General features: G+C 47.6%; 24 protein-coding genes, 2 tRNA genes and 1 other annotated feature. Of the genes, 20 read left to right on the top strand and 6 right to left on the bottom strand.

Translation table 11 applies throughout. The annotated features are described in order from the left end of the window. Window positions 1-97 precede the first annotated feature (97 nt). From yaaA to D479_RS09245, 6 genes are all read left to right on the top strand, one after another. Window positions 98-319: a S4 domain-containing protein YaaA gene (yaaA, locus tag D479_RS09270; protein WP_008636171.1), complete on the top strand. Its 222-nt coding sequence runs from the start codon at window positions 98-100 to the stop codon at window positions 317-319. A 17-nt stretch (window positions 320-336) separates the two neighbouring features. After that, the gene (recF, locus tag D479_RS09265) at window positions 337-1,455 is read left to right on the top strand and encodes a DNA replication/repair protein RecF (RefSeq protein WP_008636170.1); all 1,119 of its coding nucleotides are present in this window, start codon (window positions 337-339) and stop codon (window positions 1,453-1,455) included. A 9-nt stretch (window positions 1,456-1,464) separates the two neighbouring features. Further along, complete coding sequence (locus D479_RS09260) at window positions 1,465-1,743, top strand: extracellular matrix/biofilm biosynthesis regulator RemA family protein (RefSeq protein ID WP_008636169.1); 279 nt, start codon at window positions 1,465-1,467, stop codon at window positions 1,741-1,743. Between the two features lie 88 nt (window positions 1,744-1,831). Beyond that, on the top strand, window positions 1,832-3,742 hold the full coding sequence (gene gyrB, locus D479_RS09255) for a DNA topoisomerase (ATP-hydrolyzing) subunit B (protein WP_162129324.1): 1,911 nt from the start codon (window positions 1,832-1,834) through the stop codon (window positions 3,740-3,742). Window positions 3,743-3,853: 111 nt separating this feature from the next. Then, entirely contained in the window at window positions 3,854-6,403 is a 2,550-nt protein-coding gene (gene gyrA, locus D479_RS09250) for a DNA gyrase subunit A (RefSeq protein ID WP_008636167.1), read from the top strand. A gap of 74 nt (window positions 6,404-6,477) precedes the next feature. After that, window positions 6,478-7,575 (top strand): HD domain-containing phosphohydrolase, encoded by a 1,098-nt coding sequence (locus tag D479_RS09245; RefSeq protein WP_008636164.1) that lies wholly within the window; start codon window positions 6,478-6,480, stop codon window positions 7,573-7,575. 17 nt (window positions 7,576-7,592) lie between these two features. Here the strand turns inward: D479_RS09245 and D479_RS09240 are convergent, their stop codons facing one another. After that, complete coding sequence (locus D479_RS09240; protein ID WP_008636163.1) at window positions 7,593-8,309, bottom strand: YaaC family protein; 717 nt, start codon at window positions 8,307-8,309, stop codon at window positions 7,593-7,595. Window positions 8,310-8,483: 174 nt separating this feature from the next. Here D479_RS09240 and guaB point away from each other — a divergent pair, with 174 nt between their 5' ends. The 6 genes from guaB (at window position 8,484) to D479_RS09205 (ending at window position 14,963) form a co-directional block, all read left to right on the top strand. Beyond that, the gene (guaB, locus tag D479_RS09235; protein WP_008636161.1) at window positions 8,484-9,953 is read left to right on the top strand and encodes an IMP dehydrogenase; all 1,470 of its coding nucleotides are present in this window, start codon (window positions 8,484-8,486) and stop codon (window positions 9,951-9,953) included. A gap of 105 nt (window positions 9,954-10,058) precedes the next feature. Further along, window positions 10,059-11,393 (top strand): serine hydrolase, encoded by a 1,335-nt coding sequence (locus D479_RS09230; protein ID WP_008636159.1) that lies wholly within the window; start codon window positions 10,059-10,061, stop codon window positions 11,391-11,393. Between the two features lie 123 nt (window positions 11,394-11,516). After that, window positions 11,517-12,401 carry a pyridoxal 5'-phosphate synthase lyase subunit PdxS gene (gene pdxS / locus D479_RS09225; protein WP_008636157.1) on the top strand — a complete coding sequence of 295 codons (885 nt, stop codon included), beginning with the start codon at window positions 11,517-11,519 and terminating at the stop codon, window positions 12,399-12,401. 18 nt (window positions 12,402-12,419) lie between these two features. After that, window positions 12,420-12,995: a pyridoxal 5'-phosphate synthase glutaminase subunit PdxT gene (gene pdxT, locus D479_RS09220; RefSeq protein ID WP_008636155.1), complete on the top strand. Its 576-nt coding sequence runs from the start codon at window positions 12,420-12,422 to the stop codon at window positions 12,993-12,995. 54 nt (window positions 12,996-13,049) lie between these two features. After that, window positions 13,050-13,273: a binding site (T-box leader), on the top strand. A 55-nt stretch (window positions 13,274-13,328) separates the two neighbouring features. Further along, window positions 13,329-14,606, top strand: a complete 1,278-nt coding sequence (serS, locus tag D479_RS09215) for a serine--tRNA ligase (RefSeq protein ID WP_008636146.1) — start codon at window positions 13,329-13,331, stop codon at window positions 14,604-14,606. 264 nt (window positions 14,607-14,870) lie between these two features. Then, window positions 14,871-14,963, top strand: a tRNA-Ser gene (locus D479_RS09205). A 208-nt stretch (window positions 14,964-15,171) separates the two neighbouring features. Here the strand turns inward: D479_RS09205 and D479_RS09200 are convergent. Continuing rightward, a complete protein-coding gene (locus D479_RS09200) occupies window positions 15,172-15,534 on the bottom strand; it encodes a winged helix-turn-helix transcriptional regulator (protein ID WP_008636136.1) in 363 nt (120 codons plus the stop codon). Between the two features lie 252 nt (window positions 15,535-15,786). On the opposite strand from D479_RS09200, the gene D479_RS09195 reads away from it, so the two are divergent. From D479_RS09195 to D479_RS09185, 3 genes are all read left to right on the top strand, one after another. Next, window positions 15,787-16,995 (top strand): MFS transporter, encoded by a 1,209-nt coding sequence (locus D479_RS09195; RefSeq protein ID WP_008636135.1) that lies wholly within the window; start codon window positions 15,787-15,789, stop codon window positions 16,993-16,995. A gap of 63 nt (window positions 16,996-17,058) precedes the next feature. Next, on the top strand, window positions 17,059-17,670 hold the full coding sequence (locus tag D479_RS09190) for an NAD(P)-binding oxidoreductase (protein ID WP_008636134.1): 612 nt from the start codon (window positions 17,059-17,061) through the stop codon (window positions 17,668-17,670). A gap of 16 nt (window positions 17,671-17,686) precedes the next feature. Beyond that, window positions 17,687-18,154, top strand: coding sequence for an NUDIX hydrolase (locus tag D479_RS09185; protein ID WP_008636133.1), 468 nt, complete (start codon window positions 17,687-17,689; stop codon window positions 18,152-18,154). Window positions 18,155-18,372: 218 nt separating this feature from the next. Here the strand turns inward: D479_RS09185 and D479_RS09180 are convergent, their stop codons facing one another. Continuing rightward, a complete protein-coding gene (locus tag D479_RS09180; protein ID WP_008636132.1) occupies window positions 18,373-19,056 on the bottom strand; it encodes a deoxynucleoside kinase in 684 nt (227 codons plus the stop codon). Beyond that, entirely contained in the window at window positions 19,053-19,694 is a 642-nt protein-coding gene (locus D479_RS09175; RefSeq protein ID WP_008636130.1) for a deoxynucleoside kinase, read from the bottom strand. Before D479_RS09175 ends, D479_RS09180 begins: the two co-directional genes overlap by 4 nt. A 209-nt stretch (window positions 19,695-19,903) precedes the next feature. Between D479_RS09175 and D479_RS09170 the strand changes: the two genes are divergently transcribed. Further along, window positions 19,904-19,976, top strand: a tRNA-Arg gene (locus D479_RS09170). A gap of 46 nt (window positions 19,977-20,022) precedes the next feature. On the opposite strand, the gene modB is transcribed toward D479_RS09170, so the two are convergent. Both modB and modA read right to left on the bottom strand, forming a co-directional pair. After that, window positions 20,023-20,694 carry a molybdate ABC transporter permease subunit gene (modB, locus tag D479_RS09165; protein ID WP_008636128.1) on the bottom strand — a complete coding sequence of 224 codons (672 nt, stop codon included), beginning with the start codon at window positions 20,692-20,694 and terminating at the stop codon, window positions 20,023-20,025. Between the two features lie 4 nt (window positions 20,695-20,698). After that, complete coding sequence (gene modA, locus D479_RS09160; protein WP_008636126.1) at window positions 20,699-21,484, bottom strand: molybdate ABC transporter substrate-binding protein; 786 nt, start codon at window positions 21,482-21,484, stop codon at window positions 20,699-20,701. Between the two features lie 95 nt (window positions 21,485-21,579). Between modA and D479_RS09155 the strand changes: the two genes are divergently transcribed. From D479_RS09155 to aldA, 4 genes are all read left to right on the top strand, one after another. Next, window positions 21,580-22,236, top strand: a complete 657-nt coding sequence (locus tag D479_RS09155; RefSeq protein WP_008636122.1) for a M50 family metallopeptidase — start codon at window positions 21,580-21,582, stop codon at window positions 22,234-22,236. 102 nt (window positions 22,237-22,338) lie between these two features. Beyond that, window positions 22,339-22,449, top strand: coding sequence for a YjcZ family sporulation protein (locus D479_RS20195; RefSeq protein ID WP_008636109.1), 111 nt, complete (start codon window positions 22,339-22,341; stop codon window positions 22,447-22,449). Window positions 22,450-22,545: 96 nt separating this feature from the next. Further along, entirely contained in the window at window positions 22,546-22,797 is a 252-nt protein-coding gene (locus tag D479_RS09150) for a hypothetical protein (protein ID WP_008636107.1), read from the top strand. Window positions 22,798-22,918: 121 nt separating this feature from the next. Further along, window positions 22,919-24,370, top strand: a complete 1,452-nt coding sequence (aldA, locus tag D479_RS09145; protein ID WP_008636105.1) for an aldehyde dehydrogenase — start codon at window positions 22,919-22,921, stop codon at window positions 24,368-24,370. Window positions 24,371-24,422 lie beyond the last annotated feature (52 nt).

Here is a 24,422-nt window from a genome sequence, read left to right as displayed (position 1 = left end):
CTGAAATAGGAACCGGAAGAAACGGGAAGTACTTTCTTTACAAACTTTTCTTTAGTAAAATGGAGAATAGGTTAATTCATGGAATAGGGTGGATAAAATGAGCGAACAAATCGGTATCACGACAGAATACATTCCTCTCGGTCAATTTCTAAAATTGGCGAACATTGTCGAATCCGGAGGAATGGTGAAGATTTTTCTGGCAGAATTCGAGGTGTATGTCAACGGGGAACCGGAAAACCGCCGTGGGCGCAAACTGTACCTGGGAGATACAGTAGAAATAGAACAATTCGGCAGCTACACCGTTGTCCAGGAAGGGTAACGGGATACCCCTTACTTATGCATATCAAGGAACTGTCCCTGAGATCGTACCGGAATTATGATGATCTCTCCCTGACTTTCGACCATAAGATCAATGTCATCATTGGTGAAAATGCCCAGGGTAAAACCAATTTGATGGAAGCGATCTATGTCTTAGCGTTCACTCGTTCACACCGGACGCCGAGAGATAAAGAATTGATACAGTGGGATCAAGAGTATGGTAAAATAAAAGGTAGTATTTCTAAACGGAATCAACGCTTTCCCCTTGAAATCATCATTTCCAATAAAGGGAAAAAAGCGAAGTTGAATCATATGGAACAAAAGCGTTTGAGTGACTATATCGGCGCTTTGAATGTCGTCATGTTTGCACCTGAGGATCTCAATCTTGTCAAAGGGAGTCCTCAGGTGCGTCGTCGGTTTATCGACATGGAAATCGGGCAGATCCAGCCAAGGTATATTTATCACCTCGGACAGTATCAAAAAATACTCAAGCAGCGAAATCATTTATTGAAAGACCTGCAGAGAAAGCCGGGGGCAGACCGGACGATGCTTGCCGTCCTGACAGAGCAGCTGATGGAACACGCAGCGACGATCGTCGAGCGGAGGTTCAAGTTCCTTCAGCTTCTTCGTTCATGGGCGGCTCCGATCCATGAAGGGATCAGCCGACAGCTGGAACAATTACAAATTTCCTATGATGCGAGTGTGAAAGTATCAGAGGATATGAATTTGGAAACAATAAAGAAGACATATTCGGAAAAGTTCGCGGAAATAGAAGCAAAAGAGGTGGAACGCGGCACCACGCTTGCCGGTCCGCACCGGGACGATCTCTTGTTCTATGTTAACGGGAAGGATGTTCAGACGTACGGCTCCCAAGGCCAGCAGCGGACGACGGCGTTGTCTTTGAAACTCGCAGAAATCGAATTGATTCACAGCGAAGTGGGAGAATACCCGATTCTTCTGTTGGATGACGTGCTCAGCGAGCTGGATGACTTCCGTCAGTCCCACCTGCTTCATACGATCCAAGGGAAAGTGCAGACGTTCGTTTCGACGACGAGCATTGAAGGGATCGAACATGAGGCGTTGGAGGAGGCTGCGATATTCCGTGTCCGTGAAGGAACGATAGACGTTGAGAAATGAGGTGGAGGAATGTTTATTCACATCGGGGATGACCATGTGATTCATTCGGAAGACGTAGTGGCGATCATCGATAACAGCTTGATTTCTTCTTCCTCGATCATCGAGGAGTTTATTTTCAATCAGCGAAAAAACAGACAGGTTATTGAAACAGAAGATCATCAAGCGAAGTCTATCGTCATAACGAACGATGTGATCTACTTCAGTCCACTGTCTGTTTTCACGTTGAAGAAACGTGCCAATATGATGACGACCTTAAGCAAGCTTGAGGATTTCTCGGAGGAAACATAAAGAAACAAGCGATAGATTCAGTCAGCAGTCCTAAAGGATTTAATGCAAAACCACTTGAGAAATGTAGGTGAGTACCATGAAGGAAGATATTATCGAAGAACAACAGGCGTATGATGAGAGTCAAATACAGGTACTGGAAGGGTTGGAGGCTGTTCGGAAACGTCCGGGAATGTACATCGGATCGACGAACGAAAAGGGCCTTCACCACCTCGTATGGGAGATTGTCGATAACAGTATTGACGAAGCGATGGCCGGTTACTGTGACCATATTGAAGTTGCCATTGAAGAGGATAACAGCATCACGGTTACAGATAATGGGCGCGGTATCCCTGTAGGTATTCAGGAAAAGACCGGTCGTCCTGCCGTAGAGACGATCCTGACCGTTCTCCACGCCGGCGGTAAATTCGGCGGCGGAGGATACAAAGTGTCCGGAGGTCTGCACGGGGTGGGAGCTTCTGTCGTGAACGCCTTATCAACGAAGCTGGAAGTATTCGTTCACCGGGATGGGAACATTTATTACCAGGCCTACCACCGCGGTGTACCTGCGGATGATTTGAAAGTGATCGGTGAGACAGACATTACTGGAACACGCATCACATTCAAGCCTGATGAAGAGATCTTCTCAGAAACGCAGGAGTATAAGTTCGAAATCCTGGCCAACCGTCTGCGTGAGCTTGCTTTCCTGAATAAAGGATTGACGATAACGATCGATGATAAACGTACGGATGAAGATCCGGTCCAATATCATTTCGAAGGTGGGATCCTTTCCTACGTCGAACACATGAACCGTACGCGTGAAGTACTGCATGATGCCTTTTTCATCGAAGGCGAGCAGGATGAAATATCCATCGAAATCGCAATGCAGTACAACGATGGATTCGCAAGCAATATCTATTCCTACGCGAACAACATCCATACCTATGAAGGTGGAACACATGAATCCGGGTTCAAGACAGGACTGACGCGTGTCATTAACGACTACGCCCGCAAGAACAACATGTTCAAGGAGACCGATCCGAACTTGACCGGGGACGACGTCCGGGAAGGACTGACAGCGATCATCTCGCTCAAACACCCGGATCCGCAGTTTGAGGGACAGACGAAGACGAAACTTGGGAACAGTGAAGCGAGAACCGTGACGGACGCCTTGTTCTCAGAGAATTTCTCCAGATTCCTTTTTGAAAACCCGCAAATGGCGAAAACGATTGTCGAGAAGGGCCTGATGGCTTCAAGAGCAAGAATGGCAGCGAAGAAAGCCAGGGAATTGACCCGCCGTAAGAGCGCATTGGAAGTATCCAACCTGCCTGGTAAATTAGCAGACTGTTCTTCCAAAGATGCCAAAATATCAGAACTGTACATCGTTGAGGGTGACTCTGCCGGAGGTTCAGCAAAGCAGGGCCGTGACAGGCACTTCCAAGCTATTCTTCCATTGAGAGGTAAGATCATCAACGTAGAGAAAGCGCGCCTGGATAAGATTCTTTCCAACAACGAAATCAGAACAATCATTACGGCGCTCGGTACGGGAATCGGTGAAGATTTCGACATAGAGAAAGCCCGTTACCATAAGATCGTCATCATGACGGATGCCGATGTCGACGGTGCCCATATCCGTACATTGCTGCTGACGTTCTTCTATCGTTACATGCGTCCTCTGATCGAAAAAGGCTATATTTACATCGCCCAGCCGCCGCTGTATAAGATCCAGCAGGGGAAAGCGACGTACTATACCTACAGCGACAAAGGGCTTGATTCCATGCTTGCCCAGCTTTCTGCTTCACCGAAACCAGGGATTCAGCGTTACAAGGGACTTGGAGAGATGAACCCGGAACAGCTGTGGGAGACGACGATGGATCCGGAAACCCGTTCGATGCTTCAGGTGAATCTGGAAGATGCGATGGGCGCTGATGAAACATTTGATATCCTGATGGGAGACAAAGTCGAACCGCGTCGTAACTTCATTCAGGAAAATGCCCAGTATGTACAGAATCTTGATGTGTAAATAGATAGATCAGCAGTCTTTTTCTTTTCCACCAGTTTGGATGGGAGGGAAGAGGAGGGAGCAGCCTTTTGCGGCTGCTTCTCTTTGAAAGGCAACTAGGAGGTAGAAAGAATGGTCGATCAACCCGAACGCCCGCGCGTGCAGGAAATCAATATCAGTCAGGAAATGAGAACCTCTTTCCTGGACTATGCGATGAGTGTTATCGTCGCCCGTGCCCTTCCGGATGTAAGGGATGGATTGAAGCCTGTACACCGGAGAATATTGTATGCCATGCATGACCTTGGAATGCACGCAGATAAAGCTTATAAGAAATCGGCTCGTATCGTAGGGGAAGTTATCGGTAAGTATCACCCGCACGGAGATTCCGCTGTTTACGATACGATGGTCCGTATGGCGCAGGATTTCAACTACCGTTACATGCTTGTAGACGGTCACGGTAACTTCGGTTCTGTGGACGGGGACGCCGCAGCCGCCATGCGTTACACAGAGGCCCGAATGTCCAAAATTTCGATGGAGATCCTTCGTGATATCAACAAGGATACGATCGATTACAATGACAACTATGATGGTACCGAGCGTGAACCAGCCGTTCTGCCATCCAAATTCCCGAACTTGCTCGTGAACGGAGGAGCGGGAATTGCTGTCGGTATGGCGACAAACATCCCTCCCCACCAGTTGGGGGAAGTCATCGACGCAGTCCTTGCCTTGAGTAAGGATGAGGATATTACAATCCAGGAATTGATGGAAAATCATATTTACGGCCCGGACTTCCCTACTGCCGGTAAGATCCTTGGCTTGAGCGGTATCCGTAAAGCCTATGAAACTGGGAAAGGCTCGATTACCGTTCGTGCCAAAGTCGATATTGAAGAACAGGCGAACGGCAAAACACGTCTGCTTGTCACAGAGCTTCCATACCAGGTGAACAAAGCCCGTCTTGTAGAGAAGATCGCCGATCTTGCCCGTGATAAGAAGATTGACGGTATCACCGATCTTCGTGACGAGTCTGACCGGAACGGAATGCGTGTCGTTATCGAGCTTCGCAGAGATGTGAATCCGAACGTCCTCTTGAATAATTTGTATAAAATGACAGCTCTGCAGTCTACTTTCGGCATCAACATCCTTGCTCTCGTTGACGGCCATCCGAAGGTCCTCAACCTTAAGCAGTGTCTGGAGCATTACTTAGAGCACCAGAAGGTCGTTATCAGACGACGTACAGAATTCGAACTGAAAAAAGCGGAAGCGCGTGCCCACATTTTGGCGGGGCTGCGTATCGCACTTGATCATCTGGATGAAGTGATCGCGCTGATTCGTGAATCGCAGACGACAGACATTGCGAGAAACGGCTTGATGGAACGATTCGGTCTTTCAGAGAAACAAGCCCAGGCGATTCTTGATATGCGCCTTCAGCGTTTGACTGGTCTTGAAAGAGAGAAGATCGAAGAAGAGTACCAGGAGCTTATCAAGCATATTGCCGAATTGAAGGCAATCCTGGCCGATGACGAGAAGGTTCTTGAGATAATTCGTGGAGAGCTCCTCGACATCAAAGAGCGTTACAATGATGAGCGCCGTACAGAAATCGTCCTTGGCGGTACAGACTTTATTGAAGATGAAGACCTGATTCCGGAAGAGACGGTCATCGTGACATTGACTCACCAGGGATACGTGAAACGTCTTCCTGCAACCACGTATCGTTCCCAGCGCCGCGGAGGACGCGGAGTACAGGGAATGGGCACTCATGAAGAAGATTTCGTGGAACACCTGCTTTCTACTTCTACTCACAATACGCTGTTGTTCTTCTCCAACAAAGGGAAGGTTTACAAGGCAAAAGGGTATGAAGTACCGGAATTCAGCCGTACTGCGAAAGGAATCCCGATCATCAACATGCTGAATATCGAGCAGGATGAATGGATCAATGCCGTCATCGCTGTCGAAGATTTCGTAGATGACTGGTACCTCGTCTTCACAACGAGAAACGGGATTACGAAACGGACGACATTGTCCCAGTTCGCCAATATTCGTAAAGGCGGTCTGATCGCCCTCGGCCTTCGGGAAGATGATGAACTTATCTCCGTTCGTCTTACGGATGGATCGAAGGATATCATGATCGGAACAAGGAACGGATATCTGATCCGGTTCAATGAAGACCAGATTCGTCCAATGGGCCGTACAGCAGCTGGTGTGAAGGGAATTTCCCTCCGTGACGATGACCACGTCGTTTCCATGGAAATCCTTGATGACTCCCTGCAGGTATTGACCGTAACGACGAATGGCTACGGAAAGCGTACCCCTGCGAGTGATTACAGAATTACAAACCGTGGTGGTAAAGGAATCATCACGTGTAATCTGACAGATAAGAACGGTCATGTTGTATCAACAAAAGCCGTAAACGGTGAAGAGGATATCATGATCATCACAGCAAGCGGTGTCTTGATCCGCATGCCGATGGAAAGTATTTCCGAAACAGGACGTAACACACAAGGAGTCCGCCTGATCCGTCTTGGAGATGGAGAAGAAGTGGCGACTGTCGCCCGGGTTGAATCCGAGAAAGAGGAAGAAGAACTGTTGGAAGAAGCAATGGAAGCAGAAGCCGAAATGCAGGCGGAGCAGGAAGCTTCGGAAACAGAATCTGAATCCGGTAACGATCCTACAGAAGAGTCGTAAGCTTAAATACCGTCGCCTGTCGTTCCTTAGCGGCAGGCGGCTTTTTTATTTCTACAAGAGAGGTGGAAGTACGTATGAGAGTGAGTCCAGGGCAGTTGACACCGGGATGCATCATCGTTCAAGACGTGAAAGGACGTACACAGCGACCGATCATTCCGAAAAATACCATTGTTCAACCGGTTCATATCGAAGTTTTGAAGAAGTTTCAAATCCCTTACATAGAAATATCCCACAAGCGTTCCGACGGCACACCGTTCATTCCTCAGCAAGACACAGACACAGAAACAGAACAATCGATATCCAATATGCCTTCTCCCTCTTCTGTTATACTGCATACTTTCGAAGAGCAGTACTTGGATGCCGTTCAATCCTATAAGGAATGGTACAATTCCTGGCAGGCCGGGTCCGCCGTCGATATTCAAGAAGTAAGGCGGATCATGGTGCCCCTGCTTGAGAAGTCGGTAGAATCAAAATCGGACATCTTTACACTTCATCATCATTCGACAGCTGTTGATTATATGTATCATCACGGAGTGGCGACCGGCCTCTTATCCGGCTATGTGGCTTCAAAGATGGGATACAGCTATGGAGAATGGATTCAGGTAGGGCTTGCAGGGGCACTAGCTGATGCAGGAATGGCCCGGATCGATAAACGGATAACCAGTAAAGAAGCTGCACTCACCGAAACGGAATACAGTCAGGTGAAGAATCATCCCGCCTTATCCTACCGAATGACAGAGAAAATCGCTTCGTTAAGCAAGGAGTCCAAGCTTGCGATCCTCCAGCACCATGAGCGGATGGACGGGACCGGATATCCACTTGGCCTGCATCACGACAAGATTCACATGTTCAGTCAAATCCTTGCCGTCAGTGACATGTACCATGCCATGACGTCCGAGCGCCATTACAGGGAACGGCGTTCTCCGTTTCTAGTACTCGAGGAAATGCTGCAGAAGCAGATGGGACGGTATCACCAGGAAGTCATTCAAACCTTAGCCAAAGAACTGACAGGCTACTCAATTGGTACGAAGGTACGACTTTCCGATAACAGTAAAGCGGATATTCTCTTTGTAGATGAACAGGATCCAGTCAGACCGATTGTTCAAAGTAACGATTCCATTATTAATTTAAAAGAACACTTGGATTTATATATTGAAGAAGTCTATGAATAAAGAAAAGACCAGTGACGTCATGGAACCGATGACCACTGGTCTTTCATCCATAAAGAAATCAATTCCGGAATTCTTTCCGAAGCGGTTTCGAGGAAATGCAGAATGAAGACGTAATCCTCTCTGTCCTTCATCTGCTCCATCTCCCCCCACCACTCGCCCTCATAACGGACAAGCATACTTAAATTGTAGAGGACGGCGAAGTAACGAAGCAGCTCCGGCCAGTTTTCATCCGGTTCTTTGGCTTTTTCCTCTTTCCATTGATAGATGGTGTCCATCGCCGGAAGCGGTCGGAGCAGTTCATCCATCGATACTTTCTCTTTGTTCGAGGAGAATTGAAAAAGATGATGCGCCGCGTGCTGAAACAAGCCGTGGGGCTGGATCCTTATATCATCTTCAAGAAACCGGTAATGCTGTTTTTTTCTTTTTCTCGTAGATAACCCGTGGGCAAGCACTTTTGCCGTTGCTGGATAACCAGGGTCGACCGTAAGCAGGCAGCTCTTCATAAAGTGGTTTAGTCCGTAATAGAACAGGAGAGGCTTTACGCTGAGCGGTGTCTGAAGAGCCGTCCGCCAGTAGTCGCCGCCGAGAAGTAACCCGTATTGGAATCGATCGGCGTTGTTATAGGCGTGATGCTCCGCTTTGTGATGTCCGATTTTGTCATAGCAAGCCTGAAGAAACGGGCGGGAATGGGCAGTGACCTGCAGATAGGTCAGAATCGTATCGTGATTTGGCAACGCTTCCTCTCCTTTCCACTGTTACAAGGGAGTTTCTCCCAATATTTTTATGGTTGAAAAAGCACTATCATTGTCGTATTGTAAATAACAATAAGTAATTAATGTTGCGAATGTACCACTTATTTTACCCACTTTCACCCAAACTATTTGAAGGAAGAAAAGGAGAGGTCAAGCATGCGTGAAGACAAGTTTACTAAAGAAGGTTTAACATTTGACGATGTACTGCTTTTGCCTGCTAAATCAGATGTCCTGCCGCGTGATGTTTCTTTAGCGACAGAACTATCCCCGACGCTTCGGTTGAATATGCCGATCATCAGTGCCGGTATGGATACGGTTACGGAAGCAGCGATGGCGATCGGCATGGCACGACAAGGCGGTCTTGGTGTCATTCATAAGAATATGTCGATCGAAGAACAAGCTGAGCATGTCGATCGTGTGAAGCGGTCCGAGAGCGGCGTCATCACGAATCCATTCTATCTGACACCGGAACATCAGGTTTTTGATGCCGAACACTTGATGGGCAAGTTCCGTATTTCCGGTGTACCGATCGTAAACAATGAAGAAGAACAGAAACTTGTCGGAATCTTGACGAACCGTGACCTTCGCTTCATCGAAAACTACTCCATTCCGATCCGTGAAGTAATGACAAGCGAAAACCTGGTCACAGCTCCTGTCGGCACGACATTGGATGAAGCGGAGAAGATCCTTCAGCAATACAAGATCGAGAAGCTTCCGATGGTCGATAACCAAGGCGTACTGAAAGGCTTGATTACCATCAAGGATATCGAGAAGGTCATCGAATTCCCGAACTCTGCGAAAGATTCTCAAGGACGTCTGCTGGTTGCCGCAGCGGTAGGTGTCACAGCAGACGCCATGACTCGAATTGATAAACTTGTGGATGCCGGCGTCGATGCCCTTGTCGTCGATACGGCTCACGGCCATTCCCAAGGGGTTATCGGACAAGTGAAACGTATCCGCGACCGTCACCCTGAAATCAATATCATTGCCGGAAACGTCGCGACTCCGGAAGCGACACGCGAATTGATCGAAGCAGGTGCGGATGTCGTGAAGGTCGGAATCGGACCTGGATCCATCTGTACGACCCGCGTCGTAGCAGGAGTCGGAGTTCCTCAAATCACTGCCATTCATGATTGTGCAACGGAAGCTGCCCGCCACGGCAAACCGATCATCGCAGACGGTGGTATCAAGTATTCCGGAGATATCGTCAAGGCGCTTGCATCTGGTGGACATGCTGTTATGCTAGGCAGTCTTCTGGCAGGTGTAACAGAAAGCCCTGGTGAAACGGAAATATTCCAAGGCCGACGCTTTAAAGTGTATCGCGGTATGGGCTCTGTCGGCGCGATGGAATCCGGATCGAAAGACCGATATTTCCAAAATGAGCAGGAAGCGAAGAAACTGGTACCGGAAGGAATCGAAGGCCGCATGCCTTATAAAGGGCCGCTTGCGGATACGATCCATCAGCTTCTCGGCGGACTACGCTCCGGTATGGGCTATTGCGGCACACCGACAATCGACGCACTAAGGAACGATTCCCAGTTCATCCGTATCACAGGTGCAGGCCTGAAAGAGAGCCATCCGCATGACGTACAGATTACGAAAGAGGCGCCAAACTACTCCGTTTGACCCTCTGTATATCCGATAGACAGGGACTTTTCCCTGTCTATTCTTTTATATACGCATGTGATAAAATAACGAGGATGCATATTTTAAGGGTGGAGGTCGAGAAAGTTGAAACAAAGATTGAGAGCATCAGTGGCCATGACTATGGTCGTGCTTATGACAGTGTTTGCCGTATTTATGAGTCCATTGAGTACATATGCAAGCACCGTTGACGTTGGGGCGAAATCAGCGATCCTCGTTGATGCAGACACAGGGAAGATTTTGTATGAAAAAGAGGCAGATTTAACTCTACCTCCAGCAAGTATGACGAAGATGATGACAGAGTATCTCGTTTTGGAAGCGATTGATGAAGGAAGAATCAGCTGGGATACGACAACACAAATCAGTCCTTATGCTTATGAAATATCCGCCAACCCTGAATATTCAGGTGTCGGGTTAAAAATGAATAAAGATTATACGGTACGAGAACTATATGAAGCGATGGCGATCAACTCAGATAACGCCACGACGATTACACTGGCCGAGCTGGTTGGTGGAAGTGAAGGCGAATTCGTCAAAATGATGAATGAAAAAGCCAAGGAATTAGGTCTTCCGGATTATGAATTCGTGAACGCTTCTGGATTAGATAACGCCCACCTCGGGGATAACCACCCAGAAGGAACGGCGGCAGATGGAGTCAACATGCTTTCTGCCAAATCCGCTGCCACGCTTGCTTATCACCTGATCAATAATTATCCGCAGGCACTGGAAATCTCCAGTCAGCCGACATTGGAATTCGAAGGAAAAACCGTCACGAACTGGAACTGGATGCTTCCGGGAATGCCTGGAGAGAACTTGAAGCAGTTCGAATATGAAGGCATGGACGGCTTGAAAACCGGCTATACCGAGCTTGCGGGCAATACCTTTACAGGAACAGCTGAACGGGACGGTGTACGTCTGATTTCCGTCGTTATGAAATCAGAAACCCGTGAGAGCCGTTTCCAGCAGACAGCCGAACTGTTGGATTACGGATTCCAGCAATTCTCCCGCCAGGAACTATTCCCGGCAGGATATGCGAAAGAGGAAGAATCGACCGTTTCTGTTGCTAAAGGGAAAGAAGACAGTGTCGCTATTGAGACAAGCGAAGCATTAAGCACCATGGTGAAGAATGCCGAAGAAGATCAATACACACTGGAGTACAAGTTGGATAAGGACAAGCTGAATGAAGATGGAGAACTTGTCGCCCCGGTCAAAAAGGGAGACAAAGTCGGAACGGCCGTTCTTGTTTATAACGGGGAAGATAACTACAGCAACCTTGTTTCTGATGAAGGGGAGACCGTTGAACTCGTCGCTGCGGAAGACGTCGATAAATCAAACTGGTTCATGCTGATGCTTGGAGCAATCGGCCAATTCTTTGCGGATATCTTCACTGGTGCCGTAGATATGGTCAAAGGTTGGTTCTAACATAAAAAAACCTACATATTTTGTAGGATTTAAAGCGGTAATGCGTTACAATAGAGGATAAGAATCTATGATTCAAAAAATTTAAAATGCTTGAAACATATAGCTGTCAGGGAGGAATATATCATGTCACAAACAGGTACGGATCGCGTCAAACGCGGAATGGCCGAAATGCAAAAAGGTGGCGTCATCATGGACGTCGTAAACGCAGAGCAAGCAAAAATCGCGGAAGAGGCCGGCGCAGTAGCCGTTATGGCTCTTGAACGTGTACCAGCAGACATCCGTGCTGCAGGTGGAGTCGCTCGTATGGCGGATCCAACGATCGTAGAAGAAGTCATGAATGCTGTTTCTATTCCGGTAATGGCTAAAGCACGTATCGGTCACATCACAGAAGCTCGTGTCCTTGAAGCGATGGGTGTGGATTATATCGATGAGAGTGAAGTACTGACTCCAGCTGATGAAATCTACCACATCAAGAAAGATGACTACACGGTTCCTTTCGTTTGTGGATGCCGTAACATCGGAGAAGCGACTCGTCGTATCCGTGAAGGAGCTTCCATGCTTCGTACGAAAGGTGAGCCTGGTACAGGAAACATCGTGGAAGCAGTAAGCCACATGCGTCAAGTACAATCAGAAATCCGTAAACTTCGCGGTCTGTCTGAAGATGAAGTCATGGTATTTGCTAAAGAAAACGGCGCACCGTTCGATCTTCTTATGGAAATCCGTGAAGAAGGCCGTCTTCCTGTTGTAAACTTTGCAGCGGGTGGAATTGCTACTCCGGCTGATGCGGCTCTTATGATGGAGCTTGGAGCAGACGGTGTATTCGTTGGATCCGGTATCTTCAAGTCCAACAACCCTGAGAAATTCGCTCGTGCGATCGTAGAAGCGACGACTCACTATACGGACTACAAACTGATTGGTGAGCTGTCCAAAGACTTGGGTACAGCGATGAAAGGGATGGAAATCTCTACTCTTACACCTGATCAGCGCATGCAGGAACGCAGCCAGTAAGTAAAGGAGAATGACATCATGACTACAATCGGTGTATTAGGTTTACAAGGCGCTTTTCGTGAGCATGTTCGTTCTGTCGAGGCATCAGGAGCAGAAGCTGTCGTCGTTAAGAAGAAGGAACAGCTGGAACAAATCGACGGTTTGATCATTCCCGGTGGAGAGAGCACAACCATCCGCCGGTTGATTGACAAATACGATTTCCTTGAGCCGATTCGTCAATTCGGAAAAGCAGGGAAGCCGATCTTCGGTACGTGTGCCGGCCTGATTCTCCTTGCTTCTGAAATCGACGGTTCCTATGATGTCCACCTCGGTCTGATGGATATCAAAGTACGCCGCAATGCTTTCGGCCGACAGCGGGAAAGCTTTGAAGCGGATCTTGATATCGAAGGGGTGGCGGAAGGATACAATGCGGTCTTCATCCGTGCTCCTTATATCGAAGGTGTCGGTGAAGAAACGAAAGTGCTGGCCCGCTATGACGGACATATCGTTGCAGCTCAGCAGGACCAGTACCTGGCATGTTCTTTCCACCCTGAATTGACAGATGACCACCGCATCACGGCTCATTTTGTGAAAATGGTGGAGAACTCCCCGTAAAACACTTGCATTATAATTTTAAATCCGCTAATCTTATGTAACACAACCTTTATAATTAACGCGATGATAGGAAATAGTAGCACGTCCCTTCTCCTTGAAGAGAGTCAGTGGCTGGTGAGAACTGACGGGGAAGCCGTGTGAATCCATCCTTGAGTTGTGCAGCCGAAGTCCAGTAAGCTGTACCGGTGCTCACCGTTATGAGTAGAAGCCGGAAGGTCATGGTACCTTCAACTTGGGTGGTATCGCGGGAAGCATATAGAAAAGCTCTCGTCCCTTTATATAAGGGACGGGAGTTTTTTTTATAGGCAAAAAAATAACAAGGAGGAATAGATGATGTTAGACATGAAGTATCTGCGTCAGAACTTTGACGAAGTAAAAGCGAAGCTGCAAAACCGCGGGGAAGACTTGTCTGATCTGGATGCATTCGGTGATCTCGACAGTAAACGCCGGGAGCTGATTCAGGAAACAGAAGAGCTGAAAGCGAAGAGGAATGAAGTCTCCAAGGAAATCTCCCAACTGAAGAAAGCGAAGGAAGATGCGGACGATAAGATTAAGGAAATGCGCGAAGTCGGCGATCGTATCAAAACGCTTGATACAGAATGGAAAGAAGTCGAGGAGAAATTGGAAACGATGCTGTTATCTATTCCGAACATTCCTCATGAAAGTGTTCCTGTCGGAGAAGATGAAGACGACAACCAGGAAGCGAGAAAATGGGGAGAACTCCCTGCCTTCAACTTTGAAGCGAAGCCGCACTGGGACGTGGCGACAGACCTTGGTATGCTGGACTTCGAGCGTGCCTCTAAGGTGACGGGAAGCCGTTTCGTATTCTACAAAGGCCTTGGTGCCCGCTTGGAGCGTGCCCTGCTCAACTTCATGATGGACCTTCATTCTGATGAGCACGGATATCAGGAGATGCTGCCACCACAAATGGTTAATCGTACCTCTATGACTGGTACAGGCCAGCTTCCGAAGTTCGAAGAAGATGCCTTTAAGATTCAGGACTGGGATTATTACCTCGTTCCAACGGCAGAGGTTCCAGTTACGAACTTCCACAGGGAAGAAATATTAAGTGCAGCAGATCTTCCACAGAAGTTTGTCGCTTTCAGCACCAACTTCCGTTCTGAAGCAGGTTCTGCCGGCCGCGATACCCGCGGACTCATCCGCCAGCACCAATTCAACAAAGTCGAGCTTGTCCAGCTTGCCAAGCCGGAGGATTCTTACGATGTATTGGAAGAACTCACCGGTCATGCGGAGAAAGTACTCCAGCTGTTGAAACTTCCTTACCGTGTCATGAGCATGTGCACAGGCGATCTTGGTTTCACAGCAGCGAAGAAATATGATATCGAAGTGTGGATCCCGAGTCAGGAAACATACCGCGAAATCAGCTCCTGCTCTAACTTTGAAGATTTCCAGGCGCGTCGAGCCGGTATCCGTTTCCGCCGTGACGAGAAAGCGAAGCCGGAATTCGTCCATACACTGAATGGTTCCGGACTTGCCATCGGTCGTACCGTTGCAGCGATCTTGGAAAACTATCAGCAGGAAGATGGTTCTGTCGTCGTGCCGGAAGTGCTTCGTCCATATATGGGTGGCAAAGACGTCATCAGCAAATAAGAGAAAAAACCGTACAGATCCTGTCTGTACGGTTTTTTTCAGCAATGAGACCCTGGAAGAGCAAAACGATCAGGAGGGTCATCCGCCTCATGGAAAGCTCATCGTGTTCATCGGCATCGGAAGTTGTCGATTTTAGTTGACGAAGGCAATACGGATTTTGTATAATAACAAAGCAGTCATTATTCCGGGGTTTTTTAGGGAAAATCTTCAGGATGTATTGACGAAAGAGATGATAAATGGTAATATATTTATTGTCGGTCATACGGAGGAGTACCCAAGTTTGGCTGAAGGGAGCGGTCTTGAAAACCGCCAGGGGCTTTACGGCTCGCGGGGGTTCGAATCCCTCCTCCTCCGCCATTATTATTATCAACAATTGCGCATAAAAATTGGAGATTATAGAACAGAAATCGTTACGTCATGTAACGATTTTTTTTATGCTTAAAATTAGAGGCGGCCTCTTTAGGTTACGGCAAATAAAAATCCCTCCATGGATCAGGAGGGATTTTTCTTAATATGAATGCACTGTCTGCAAGGAGCCTGCTCCAAGCAATGGTTATCTGTCCTTCTATACTTTTTCTAATTCCTCTGTGTCCAGGAGCACATCTTCTTTGTTCGGGTACGTATTCTCGATATGCTGTTCACCCCATTCGCAAAGCATGTCGAGGGCACCTTTCAACGTCCATCCATATTCCGTCAGTTCATATTCTACCTTCGGTGGTACTTGATTATAAACGATGCGGTTCAGGACGCCGTCTGATTCCAATTCACGAAGCTGCTGAGTCAGCATCTTTTGTGTGATGCCGGGCATCAAGCGTTTCAATTCGGACGTGCGCCTTTTCTTTTTGATCAAGTGACAGAGGATGACGACCTTCCATTTACCTCCGATGACTTCCAATGCAGCCTCTACAGGGATGTTGTACTTGGCCATGTCTAACTCTCCTTCCCTAAGGTACTTTTTAGACGGTACAGTTTATAATTGCTATACACTAAATTACCATGGTTCGACCTGTTTGGCTATTTTTTTATCTCGGTAGAACCCTTGGTGTGTCATAAATGTTACTTATAAGTTCCTATAGCACCCGGAAGTGCGTACTTCTCAAGTCATGGAAAAGCAGGCATAATCGTTTCTAGAAACGAAAGGCGCCTCGTTTTGATCATGAAAAGAGGAGGTAGGAACAGAATGAGTTCCCAATCACAAGGTGTCGGAAAGGCATCCATTCAAACAAAAGAAAACAGCAATACGTTTGCATTATTAGCTCTTGCGATCAGTGCTTTTGGTATCGGAACGACAGAATTCGTTCCAGTCGGCCTGCTTTCTTCCCTTGCAGGTGACTTATCTATTTCCATTACACTTGCCGGTTTGTTGATCTCCGGTTATGCGGTGGGGGTTGCCGTCGGTGCTCCTGTTTTGACTGCTTTAACAAGTAGAATGGGACGAAAGCATCTGCTTATGGCACTTATGGTAATTTTTATTATAGGTAATTCCATCGCTGCTTTATCGTCCAGTTTCGGTATATTGTTGGCTGCGCGCGTAATTACGGCTTTTTCTCATGGTATTTTCTTTTCCATCGGTTCGACCATTGCAGCAAGTCTTGTCCCTGAGAATAAGCGGGCAAGTGCAATTGCCTTTATGTTTACAGGATTGACGGTAGCCACGGTAACAGGCGTCCCGATCGGTACTTTCATCGGTCAGCACTTCGGCTGGAGGGCGACCTTCGCCGGTGTGGCTTTACTTGGTGTGATCGGCATCATTGCAAGTGCTTTACTTGTACCGAAAGATTTAGAGGAAGCACCACCCTCCAAATTCTCGGATCAAATGAAAATATTAAAGAACAGTAAGATTATGCTTGCTTTCCTTATAACGGCTCTCGGGTATGGTGGAACATTTGTTGCGTTTACCTATCTGGCTCCACTGTTAGAGGATATCACCGGCTTTGCTCCCAGCCTTGTCAGTGTCATCCTGCTCGTTTACGGAGTGGCAGTGGCGATCGGTAACACGGTCGGCGGGAAGCTTTCCAACCGTAACCCGCTGAAGGCGTTGTTCTGGATGTTCATCTTTCAGGCAGTGGTTCTGACCGTGCTTACTTTTGCCATTCCATTCAAGGCCGTCAGTCTGATCGTACTCTTCCTGATGGGACTGTTTGCATTTATGAACGTTCCTGCTTTGCAGATATTAGTGGTTCAGCTGGCGGAGAAATACGTCCCTTCTGCTGTCAATGTCGCCTCCGCTTTGAATATCGCGGCCTTTAATGTCGGTATTGCCATCGGTTCCTTTGTCGGTGGGTTGATTGTAGATTCCATCGGTCTGATCCATACACCTTGGATCGGCGGTATAATGGTTATTGGTGCTGTTCTATTCACAGCTCTCCTGAGACGGATGGAGAGCTGAATGCTGGTTTCCCAACACCTCCAAGTTATAATAGAGTAGAAGGAAGTCTTGGAGGTGGAATCTATGAAAATCGTTGTATTTGGTGCGACTGGAGGAACGGGTCTTTCCTTTGTGAAACAGGCACTTGAATCAGGCCATGAGGTAACCGCCTTTGTACGGACACCGGATAAATGGATGCTTGTCCATGAGCGCCTACGTGTCGTAGAGGGAGATGCCCTCGACAGAGAAGCCGTTTCCGCTGTAATGGAAGGACAGGAGGCTGTCGTATCGTGTCTCGGCTCTGACAGCCTGAAACAGAAGGATAATCTGGAAAGAATGGCGGGGAATCTCGTTCGGGGCATGCTTGAACATCGTATTTCCCGTATTCTGTACGTTGCTTCTGCCGGTATTTATAAAGAGATCCCAGGCTTTACAGGGTGGATGTCCCGGCTTATTTTGAAAAACGTCCTTAAGGATCACAGCCAGGCGGTCAATGCCATTATGGCAGCAGGACTCGATTATACGATCGCCCGTCCGATGCGCCTCGATGACGGTGGTGTGACAAAGATGTACCGTACTTCGCCTACAGTTCCTAAGGATGGAAGAAGAATCAATCGGGGCGACGTCGCTCATTTCCTCCTGAAGGCTTTGGAAGAAGGCCGTCACCTAAAAGAAACCGTCGGCCTGGCCAACTGACAGGGGAGGTCGTCTGATGGGTTATGTTCAGGAACTTCGCGCCCTTGTCGGTAATCGCCCGCTGATACTTGTCGGTTCTGTTGTCATCGTGAGGAACGAAGAAGGGAAAATACTTCTCCAGCAGCGTCGTTCTCCGCACGGCGTCTGGGGGCTTACCGGCGGATTAATGGAGCTTGGCGAAAGCACAGAACAGGTCGCTCGCAGGGAAGTCTATGAGGAAACCGGTTTGACGCTTGGTACTCTTTCCTTGATGGATGTCTATTCGGGGGAAGATCAGTACAGCAAAGTGGAAAACGGTGATGAATTCTATGTCGTCACAACCGTTTATCACACGCAGGAGTACAGCGGGATATTAAGACGAAACGAAGAATCGCTGCAGCTTGCATTTATAGATCCTGAAGCGCTTCCGGACCGAATGGTCGGAAGCCACCGGAATATGATACAGGCATTCCTATCTAAACAAAAACAACCGCGGCCGGACTAATGTCCGGAGCGGTTGTTTTTTCTTTTATACAAAACGAGTATCGTCCAAGTGAACAATAAACAAAACAGACTAAGAATAAACAAGCTGACAGTCGCTGTAGAAACAGGCATGCTGGTGCTCCCTCCTGTTTATCATGATAAGCATAGGAAGTGATGAAACGTTGGATTTCATAAATACTTTATAAAAAACCCCCTTCCGTTTGGAAGGGGGTGAGAATCTTATGTGAGCAGACGGCTGGAACGCCATTTGCGTGATTCCTGGATGAAGTGGCCGATTTTCTCTAATACCGGTTCAATGCTTGATTCATCGTTCAAAACATCATAGTCGGCGATGTTCAGACGAAGAACGGGGCAGGAATTGAAATTGTCGATCCAATTATCGTAACGCTTAAACATTTCTTCCCAATATTCGACAGGAGTTTCCTGTTCCATCGGCCGGCCTCGTTCTTTGATGCGGGAAAGGATATCTTCAAAAGAACCTTCCAGGTAAATGAGAAGGTCAGGATGAGGGAAGTACGGTGTCATGACCATTGCATCAAACAGATTGCGGTAGGTTTCATAATCCGTTTCCGACATCGTTCCTTTCTCGTAGTGCATCCGGGCGAAGATCCCGGTATCTTCATAGATGGAACGGTCCTGGATGAAGCCGCCTCCGTATTCGAAGATTTTCTTCTGTTCCTTGAAGCGTTCGGCGAGGAAGTAAATTTGCAGATGGAAACTCCAGCGTTCGAAATCCTGATAGAATTTATCAAGATACGGGTTCGTATCCACCTTTTCAAAGGAGGTACGGAATTGGAGGGCATCAGCAATGGCATTTGTCATCGTAGACTTTCCAACTCCAACTGTACCGGCGATTGTTATGACGCTGTCATGTGGTATACCATAGCGTTCACGTGCATTCATTTGATTACTTCTCCTTTATTCAAGTGTTGTTCCACGAGTCCGACAATTTGGTCGAGGTCGTCCTGTCGCTTTACGAAGTCAAGCTCATCCCCGTTCAATCGGATAACCGGTATGTCCGGATTCTCCCTCTCAAAATGCTGCATGAACGCATCGTAATCTTTAGAGAGCTGCTCCAAATAAGACGGTTGGATGTTTGCTTCTACATCACGATTGCGCATCCGGATCCTGTCCATTAATGTGTCCAGACTTGCATGCAGATAGACGACCATATTCGGTTTCGGCATGTCGTGAGTAAGAATGTCAAAAATCCGGGCGTATTTGTCGAACTGATCCTCTCTCAGGGTGCGTCTTGCAAAGATCATGTTTTTAGATATATGGTAATCGGCAACGACAGGTTTTCCAAGCTGCAAGTATTTGCGTTCAATGTCTTCCAGCTGCTTGAAACGGTTGCATAGAAAGAACATTTCTGTTTGGAAACTCCATTCCTCGATATCATCATAGAATTTGCCTAAAAACGGATTTTCCTCCACGATTTCTTTCAACAAATGAAAGTCAAATTGGGCGGCGAGCTTTTTAGACAAAGACGTCTTCCCGACCCCTATGGGCCCTTCGACGGAAATGAAAGGCAGGTCCCCCATGGTTTCTCCTCCTTCAAACTCTTTTCACTATTTCAACGCAGTGCTCAGCAGCATCCGCGGTTATCTTACAAAAAACGATACGTGTAGACAGACAGCTAACATTTTACCATATAGATCCCAAAGGTGTAACAGCTGAGTTCGTAAAATTCAGCGTGTACCTCTTTTCAATTGTTGGTTTATTTTGTATAATAGGGAACATACGTGTTTTGGCCCCCGTAGCTCAGGGGATAGAGCATCGGTTTCCTAAACCGTGTGTCGCAGGTTCGAATCCTGCCGGGGGCATAAAGAAAAAGCGGAAGATCTTCCATTCGGAGGATCTTCCGCTTTTTTAATGAGGATGGGAGGAGATTTTCTTCTTCGTCCATATATTCAACCAAAGGACGGTGCTGAATCCGAGTGCGACGATAATCAGTACCCACATGTAGGCCTGTTCCATTCGTCCGGATTCGACAGCAAAATAAATTGCGAGTGGAATGGTATCGGTCTTCCCGGGGATGTAGCCGGCGATCATAAGGGTTGCGCCGAACTCGCCCAGTGACCTTGCGAATGTCATGACGAGACCTGCCAATAAGCCGGGCCATGCTAGGGGAAGAGAGATCGTGAAGAACACTTTCCACTTCGATGCTCCCATTGTAAGTGCGGCGTTTTCCAAATCTTTATCGTAGTTGGCAAAAGCGGCGGAGGCGCTTTGATACATGAGTGGAAAAGCGACCACCGTTGAAGCGATTACCGCTCCTGTCCAGGAGAAGATGACCCGGATGCCGAACGATTCCATCAGCCAGCTGCCGATGAATCCATTAGAGCCGAACAGATATAAAAGGGCGAATCCGGTTACAGTCGGCGGAAGTACCAGCGGCATGAGGAAAATAGACTCCAGGACACTTTTCCCGGGAAATATTCGTCTGGAAATCCACCTTGCTGCCAGAGTCCCCGTAAGAAAAACAAAAACGGTTGCGATGGCTGCTACTTTGAGGGATAGGTAGAGCGGATAATAACTCACCGTGTCAGCCCTCTACCTCAAACCCATATTTCCGCAGGATGTCCTGTCCCTGATCTTCCTTTAAGAAGGATAAGAAGGCTTCTGCTTGATCCTTAGTCCGGCTTTTTGAAATAAGGATTCCTGGGTATGTGATCGGATTATGTAGATTTTTGTCCACTTGTTCGACGACCTGAATGTTATCCGAAATCTCTGCATCACTTGCATAAACGAACCCGTAAGCAGCCTCGCCTGATTCTACATAAGCCAGCACCTGGCGGACATCACTGGCGTAGACAAGCTGATCTTTCAAATCCTTCCACAATTGAATCTTTTCCAGTGCCTGCTTCGTATAAGAACCAGCGGGAACGCTGTCTGGATTACCGATTGCAATTGTTTGCTCACCCGGGACCTTATTCAGGCTCTTGAACGTGAGGGCATTTTCTTTCGACTGACCCTTTGGTGTAATCAATACGATGCGGTTGGCAGCAAAATTCGTCCGTGTTTCTGTATCGGCAAGTTCTTTTTCTTCTAATTCATCGACCCACATTCCGTCTGCAGATAAAAATAGATCGACCGGAGCACCGTGTTCGATCTGCTTGGCTAATTTCCCGGAGCTTCCAAATGTCGTATTCACTTTCGTACCGGTTGCTTTTTCAAATAAGGGAGCAGCTTCTTCAACGGCATCCGTCAGACTGGCGGCTGCAGCAACCGTTATTTCTTTCGGCTGATTTTTCTGTTCTTCCGCTTGGGAGGAGCATGCGGCCAGAAACAGACAGGCTGTGAGGGAACATAATACGATTAATTTCTTCATGTTTCGTGCCTCCTTCGTTTCATTAAGTATAGTACAAAGGAAAGAAACGGGCGAAAGAATTTATCGACACAGTTTATCGAAAAGGAGGTCTACTCTTGAAATTACAAATCATTCTGATGCTCGTCCTGGCGCTGATTTTGACGCAGTTGCCTATTGTTGGGAAGTATTTCGCTATTTTGAATACGATGATCCATGAAAGCGGACATTCTCTCATGGCTTTGTTGACTGGTGGCGAGGTCCGGAGGATTTCACTCCTTCCTGACACTTCCGGCCTCACGTGGACGGGGCACCGGTCCTGGTTCGGACAGGTGCTGACAAGCATGGCTGGATACGTCTTCGCATCCTTTTTTGCTTTCTTGTTTTTCTATTTAATCTGGCGTGGCCACTACCAATGGATGATCTATATTCTTCTTGCCTTCCTTGCTGTTAATTTGATCTTCTGGGTACGTAACCTGTATGGGGTGTTTTGGATCGTGACGTTCGGAGCCGGGTTCCTTTGGCTGCTGCGGACCGGTCATGAGACGGTTGTCCAATATACGCTGGTCTTTTTTGCTTCGCTGATTCTCGTCGAATCGGTGACGAGCGCTTTTGAAATTATGTGGATCAGTTTCGTCGCTCCGGGACAGGCTGGAGATGCCGCCAATCTGGCAAGGGCGACTAAAATCATACCGGCCCCGATATGGGGGATCGCCTTTTTTGCGCAATCGCTCTACTTCGCTTATTTATCATTAAGACGAGCCCTTCCTTTTTGAAGGGGTGCAGGGAAAAGATAATTTAAATGAAAATCCGCATCCGCCCTTCCTAACCCCCCGAATCTGAATAAGGTAGTAAAGTAAGTGAGAGGAGGGGAATAAATGAGCGGAGGATACGGATACGGAGGCGGTTTCGCCCTGTTGGTTGTTTTGTTCATCCTTTTGATCATCATTGGTGCATCTTATGTAGGTGGCCGTGGATACGGATATTAATAAATAAGAACGGGGGGATTTCCTCCCGTTTTTACGTTTTTGTGATGGACAGGCCGGGTAAAGGTTAATAGACAAAAAGGACGGGAGAGTCATGCTATGAATATGAAGGAGAAGCTGATGACACAAGGATATGAGCACATTGATATACTTCTCATTGATGAGGAATCCAACAAGACGACGGTTGCGGATATTTCTCTAAACAAGGTAACAGATTTAGAGTACAAGCTGTATCTGGAACCAGAATCAATTGCTTATCGATTTGACGTGGAGAATCCTTATTTTGAAGGAGAGCAGATGGTCGAAAGTGGAACACCAAGGAAAGTAAAAGGGTACATATTGGAGTGGTAAAAACGAAATCTCTGGAAACAGAGATTTTTTTATTTTCCGTGGGACGTGAACCAACTGGAAAGTTTAGGGGTGCGAAAGAAGTGGAATATTCCCGGTAAACCATTACAGGAGGTCATTCAAAATGATTCAACATAAACTATACATTAATGGAGAATATACAGAATCGGACAGCTCGGAGTGGATCGAAGTTCTGAATCCGGCGACGGAAGAAGTCATTTCCAAGATTCCGAAAGGGACGAAGAACGATGTCGAACGTGCGGTTTCCGCGGCTGCAGCTGCACAAAAGGGCTGGGAGCTGACGCCTAATATTGAACGCGGGCGAATCGTTCGTAAGCTTGGAGATGAAATCGAGGCAAATCGTGCTACCTTCATCGATTTACTTCAAGAAGAACAAGGGAAAGATTACGAGCTTGCCAGCGGCGAAGTAGACCTTGCCATCGATTATTTCCGATACATGTCCGAATGGGCACGCAGGATTGAAGGGGAAATTGTGCCGAGTGATCGTGCGAACGAAAATATTTTCATCTATAAAAAACCGATTGGCGTTGTCGCCGGTATCGTACCATGGAACTTCCCTGTTTTCATTTTGGCACGTAAGGTCGCGACAGCGCTTGTGACTGGCTGCACAATTGTGCTGAAGCCGAGCCAGCAGACGCCTAACACAGCGATGGAATTCACGAAAATTATCGATAAGATGGAGGAAATTCCAAAGGGTGTCTATAACGTCGTGACTGGTTCCGGTTCGGAGATCGGTAACGGACTAGCGACGCATCCGGAGGTGCAGATGGTTACGATGACGGGGAGTGTGCCTGCGGGTACGAAAGTAATGGAAGCAGCAGCTCAAAATATTACGAAAGTCAATTTGGAGCTTGGAGGTAAAGCACCGGCGATCGTCACTCCAAATGCAGATTTGGATATTGCAGTGGAGTCTATTACAACCTCCCGTCTGGCCAACAATGGACAAGCGTGTACGAATGCGGAGCGCGTCTATGTCCATGAAAGCATTGCAGACGAGTTCGTCGAGAAGCTGCGTCATCAGTTCGAGGGATTGACGATTGGAAATCCGCGGGAGAACAAAGAAGCGGACGTTGGACCGCTTGTCAGTAAAGACCGGTTGGAAGAAGTGGAAGAAATGGTGAAGGAAGCCGTTCAGAACGGCGCCAAGGTGGAATTTGGCGGTGAACGGGGAGATTTGGATAAAGGCTACTTCTATAAGCCTACAATCCTGACCAACGTCACCCACGACAGCAAAATAATGCAGGAAGAAATTTTCGGTCCCGTCATCCCGATCACGACATACAAAACACTAGATGAAGCGATTGAAAAAGGTAACGATACCGAATACGGACTTTCTTCCTCTGTCTATACGGACGATATGAATGAAGCGATGAGAGTGGTCAATGAGCTGAAGTTCGGTGAAACATATGTGAACCGGGAAAACTTCGAAGCCGTTCAGGGATACCATGCCGGCATGCGTAAATCCGGCCTCGGCGGTGCGGATGGGAAACATGGAATGGAAGACTTCCTCGTCACCCACGTCGTTTATATGCAGTATAAGAACGATAAGAAATAAACCGGATACCACACAAAAAGAGCTGTCACCAAAGGGTGGCAGCTCTTTTTCA

Source organism: Halobacillus sp. BAB-2008 (assembly GCF_000328325.1).
GTDB lineage: Bacteria > Bacillota > Bacilli > Bacillales > Halobacillaceae > Halobacillus.
The sequence above is the reverse complement of the archived record's forward strand: the minus strand, read 5'-3'. Positions and strand labels throughout refer to the sequence as shown.

What these genes read in the sequence shown, in the direction of transcription:
- D479_RS09190 (WP_008636134.1), top strand. Translation starts at nt 17,059, where the DNA reads ATGAAAATCGTTGTATTTGGTGCGACTGGAGGAACGGGTCTTTCCTTT.
- D479_RS09185 (WP_008636133.1), top strand. Translation starts at nt 17,687, where the DNA reads ATGGGTTATGTTCAGGAACTTCGCGCCCTTGTCGGTAATCGCCCGCTG.
- D479_RS09245 (WP_008636164.1), top strand. Translation starts at nt 6,478, where the DNA reads ATGAGAGTGAGTCCAGGGCAGTTGACACCGGGATGCATCATCGTTCAA.
- pdxT (WP_008636155.1), top strand. Translation starts at nt 12,420, where the DNA reads ATGACTACAATCGGTGTATTAGGTTTACAAGGCGCTTTTCGTGAGCAT.
- D479_RS09195 (WP_008636135.1), top strand. Translation starts at nt 15,787, where the DNA reads ATGAGTTCCCAATCACAAGGTGTCGGAAAGGCATCCATTCAAACAAAA.
- D479_RS09150 (WP_008636107.1), top strand. Translation starts at nt 22,546, where the DNA reads ATGAATATGAAGGAGAAGCTGATGACACAAGGATATGAGCACATTGAT.
- pdxS (WP_008636157.1), top strand. Translation starts at nt 11,517, where the DNA reads ATGTCACAAACAGGTACGGATCGCGTCAAACGCGGAATGGCCGAAATG.
- modA (WP_008636126.1), bottom strand. Translation starts at nt 21,484, where the DNA reads ATGAAGAAATTAATCGTATTATGTTCCCTCACAGCCTGTCTGTTTCTG.
- yaaA (WP_008636171.1), top strand. Translation starts at nt 98, where the DNA reads ATGAGCGAACAAATCGGTATCACGACAGAATACATTCCTCTCGGTCAA.
- guaB (WP_008636161.1), top strand. Translation starts at nt 8,484, where the DNA reads ATGCGTGAAGACAAGTTTACTAAAGAAGGTTTAACATTTGACGATGTA.
- D479_RS09200 (WP_008636136.1), bottom strand. Translation starts at nt 15,534, where the DNA reads ATGGCCAAGTACAACATCCCTGTAGAGGCTGCATTGGAAGTCATCGGA.
- serS (WP_008636146.1), top strand. Translation starts at nt 13,329, where the DNA reads ATGTTAGACATGAAGTATCTGCGTCAGAACTTTGACGAAGTAAAAGCG.
- gyrA (WP_008636167.1), top strand. Translation starts at nt 3,854, where the DNA reads ATGGTCGATCAACCCGAACGCCCGCGCGTGCAGGAAATCAATATCAGT.
- D479_RS09180 (WP_008636132.1), bottom strand. Translation starts at nt 19,056, where the DNA reads ATGAATGCACGTGAACGCTATGGTATACCACATGACAGCGTCATAACA.
- D479_RS09260 (WP_008636169.1), top strand. Translation starts at nt 1,465, where the DNA reads ATGTTTATTCACATCGGGGATGACCATGTGATTCATTCGGAAGACGTA.
- aldA (WP_008636105.1), top strand. Translation starts at nt 22,919, where the DNA reads ATGATTCAACATAAACTATACATTAATGGAGAATATACAGAATCGGAC.
- D479_RS20195 (WP_008636109.1), top strand. Translation starts at nt 22,339, where the DNA reads ATGAGCGGAGGATACGGATACGGAGGCGGTTTCGCCCTGTTGGTTGTT.
- D479_RS09175 (WP_008636130.1), bottom strand. Translation starts at nt 19,694, where the DNA reads ATGGGGGACCTGCCTTTCATTTCCGTCGAAGGGCCCATAGGGGTCGGG.
- recF (WP_008636170.1), top strand. Translation starts at nt 337, where the DNA reads ATGCATATCAAGGAACTGTCCCTGAGATCGTACCGGAATTATGATGAT.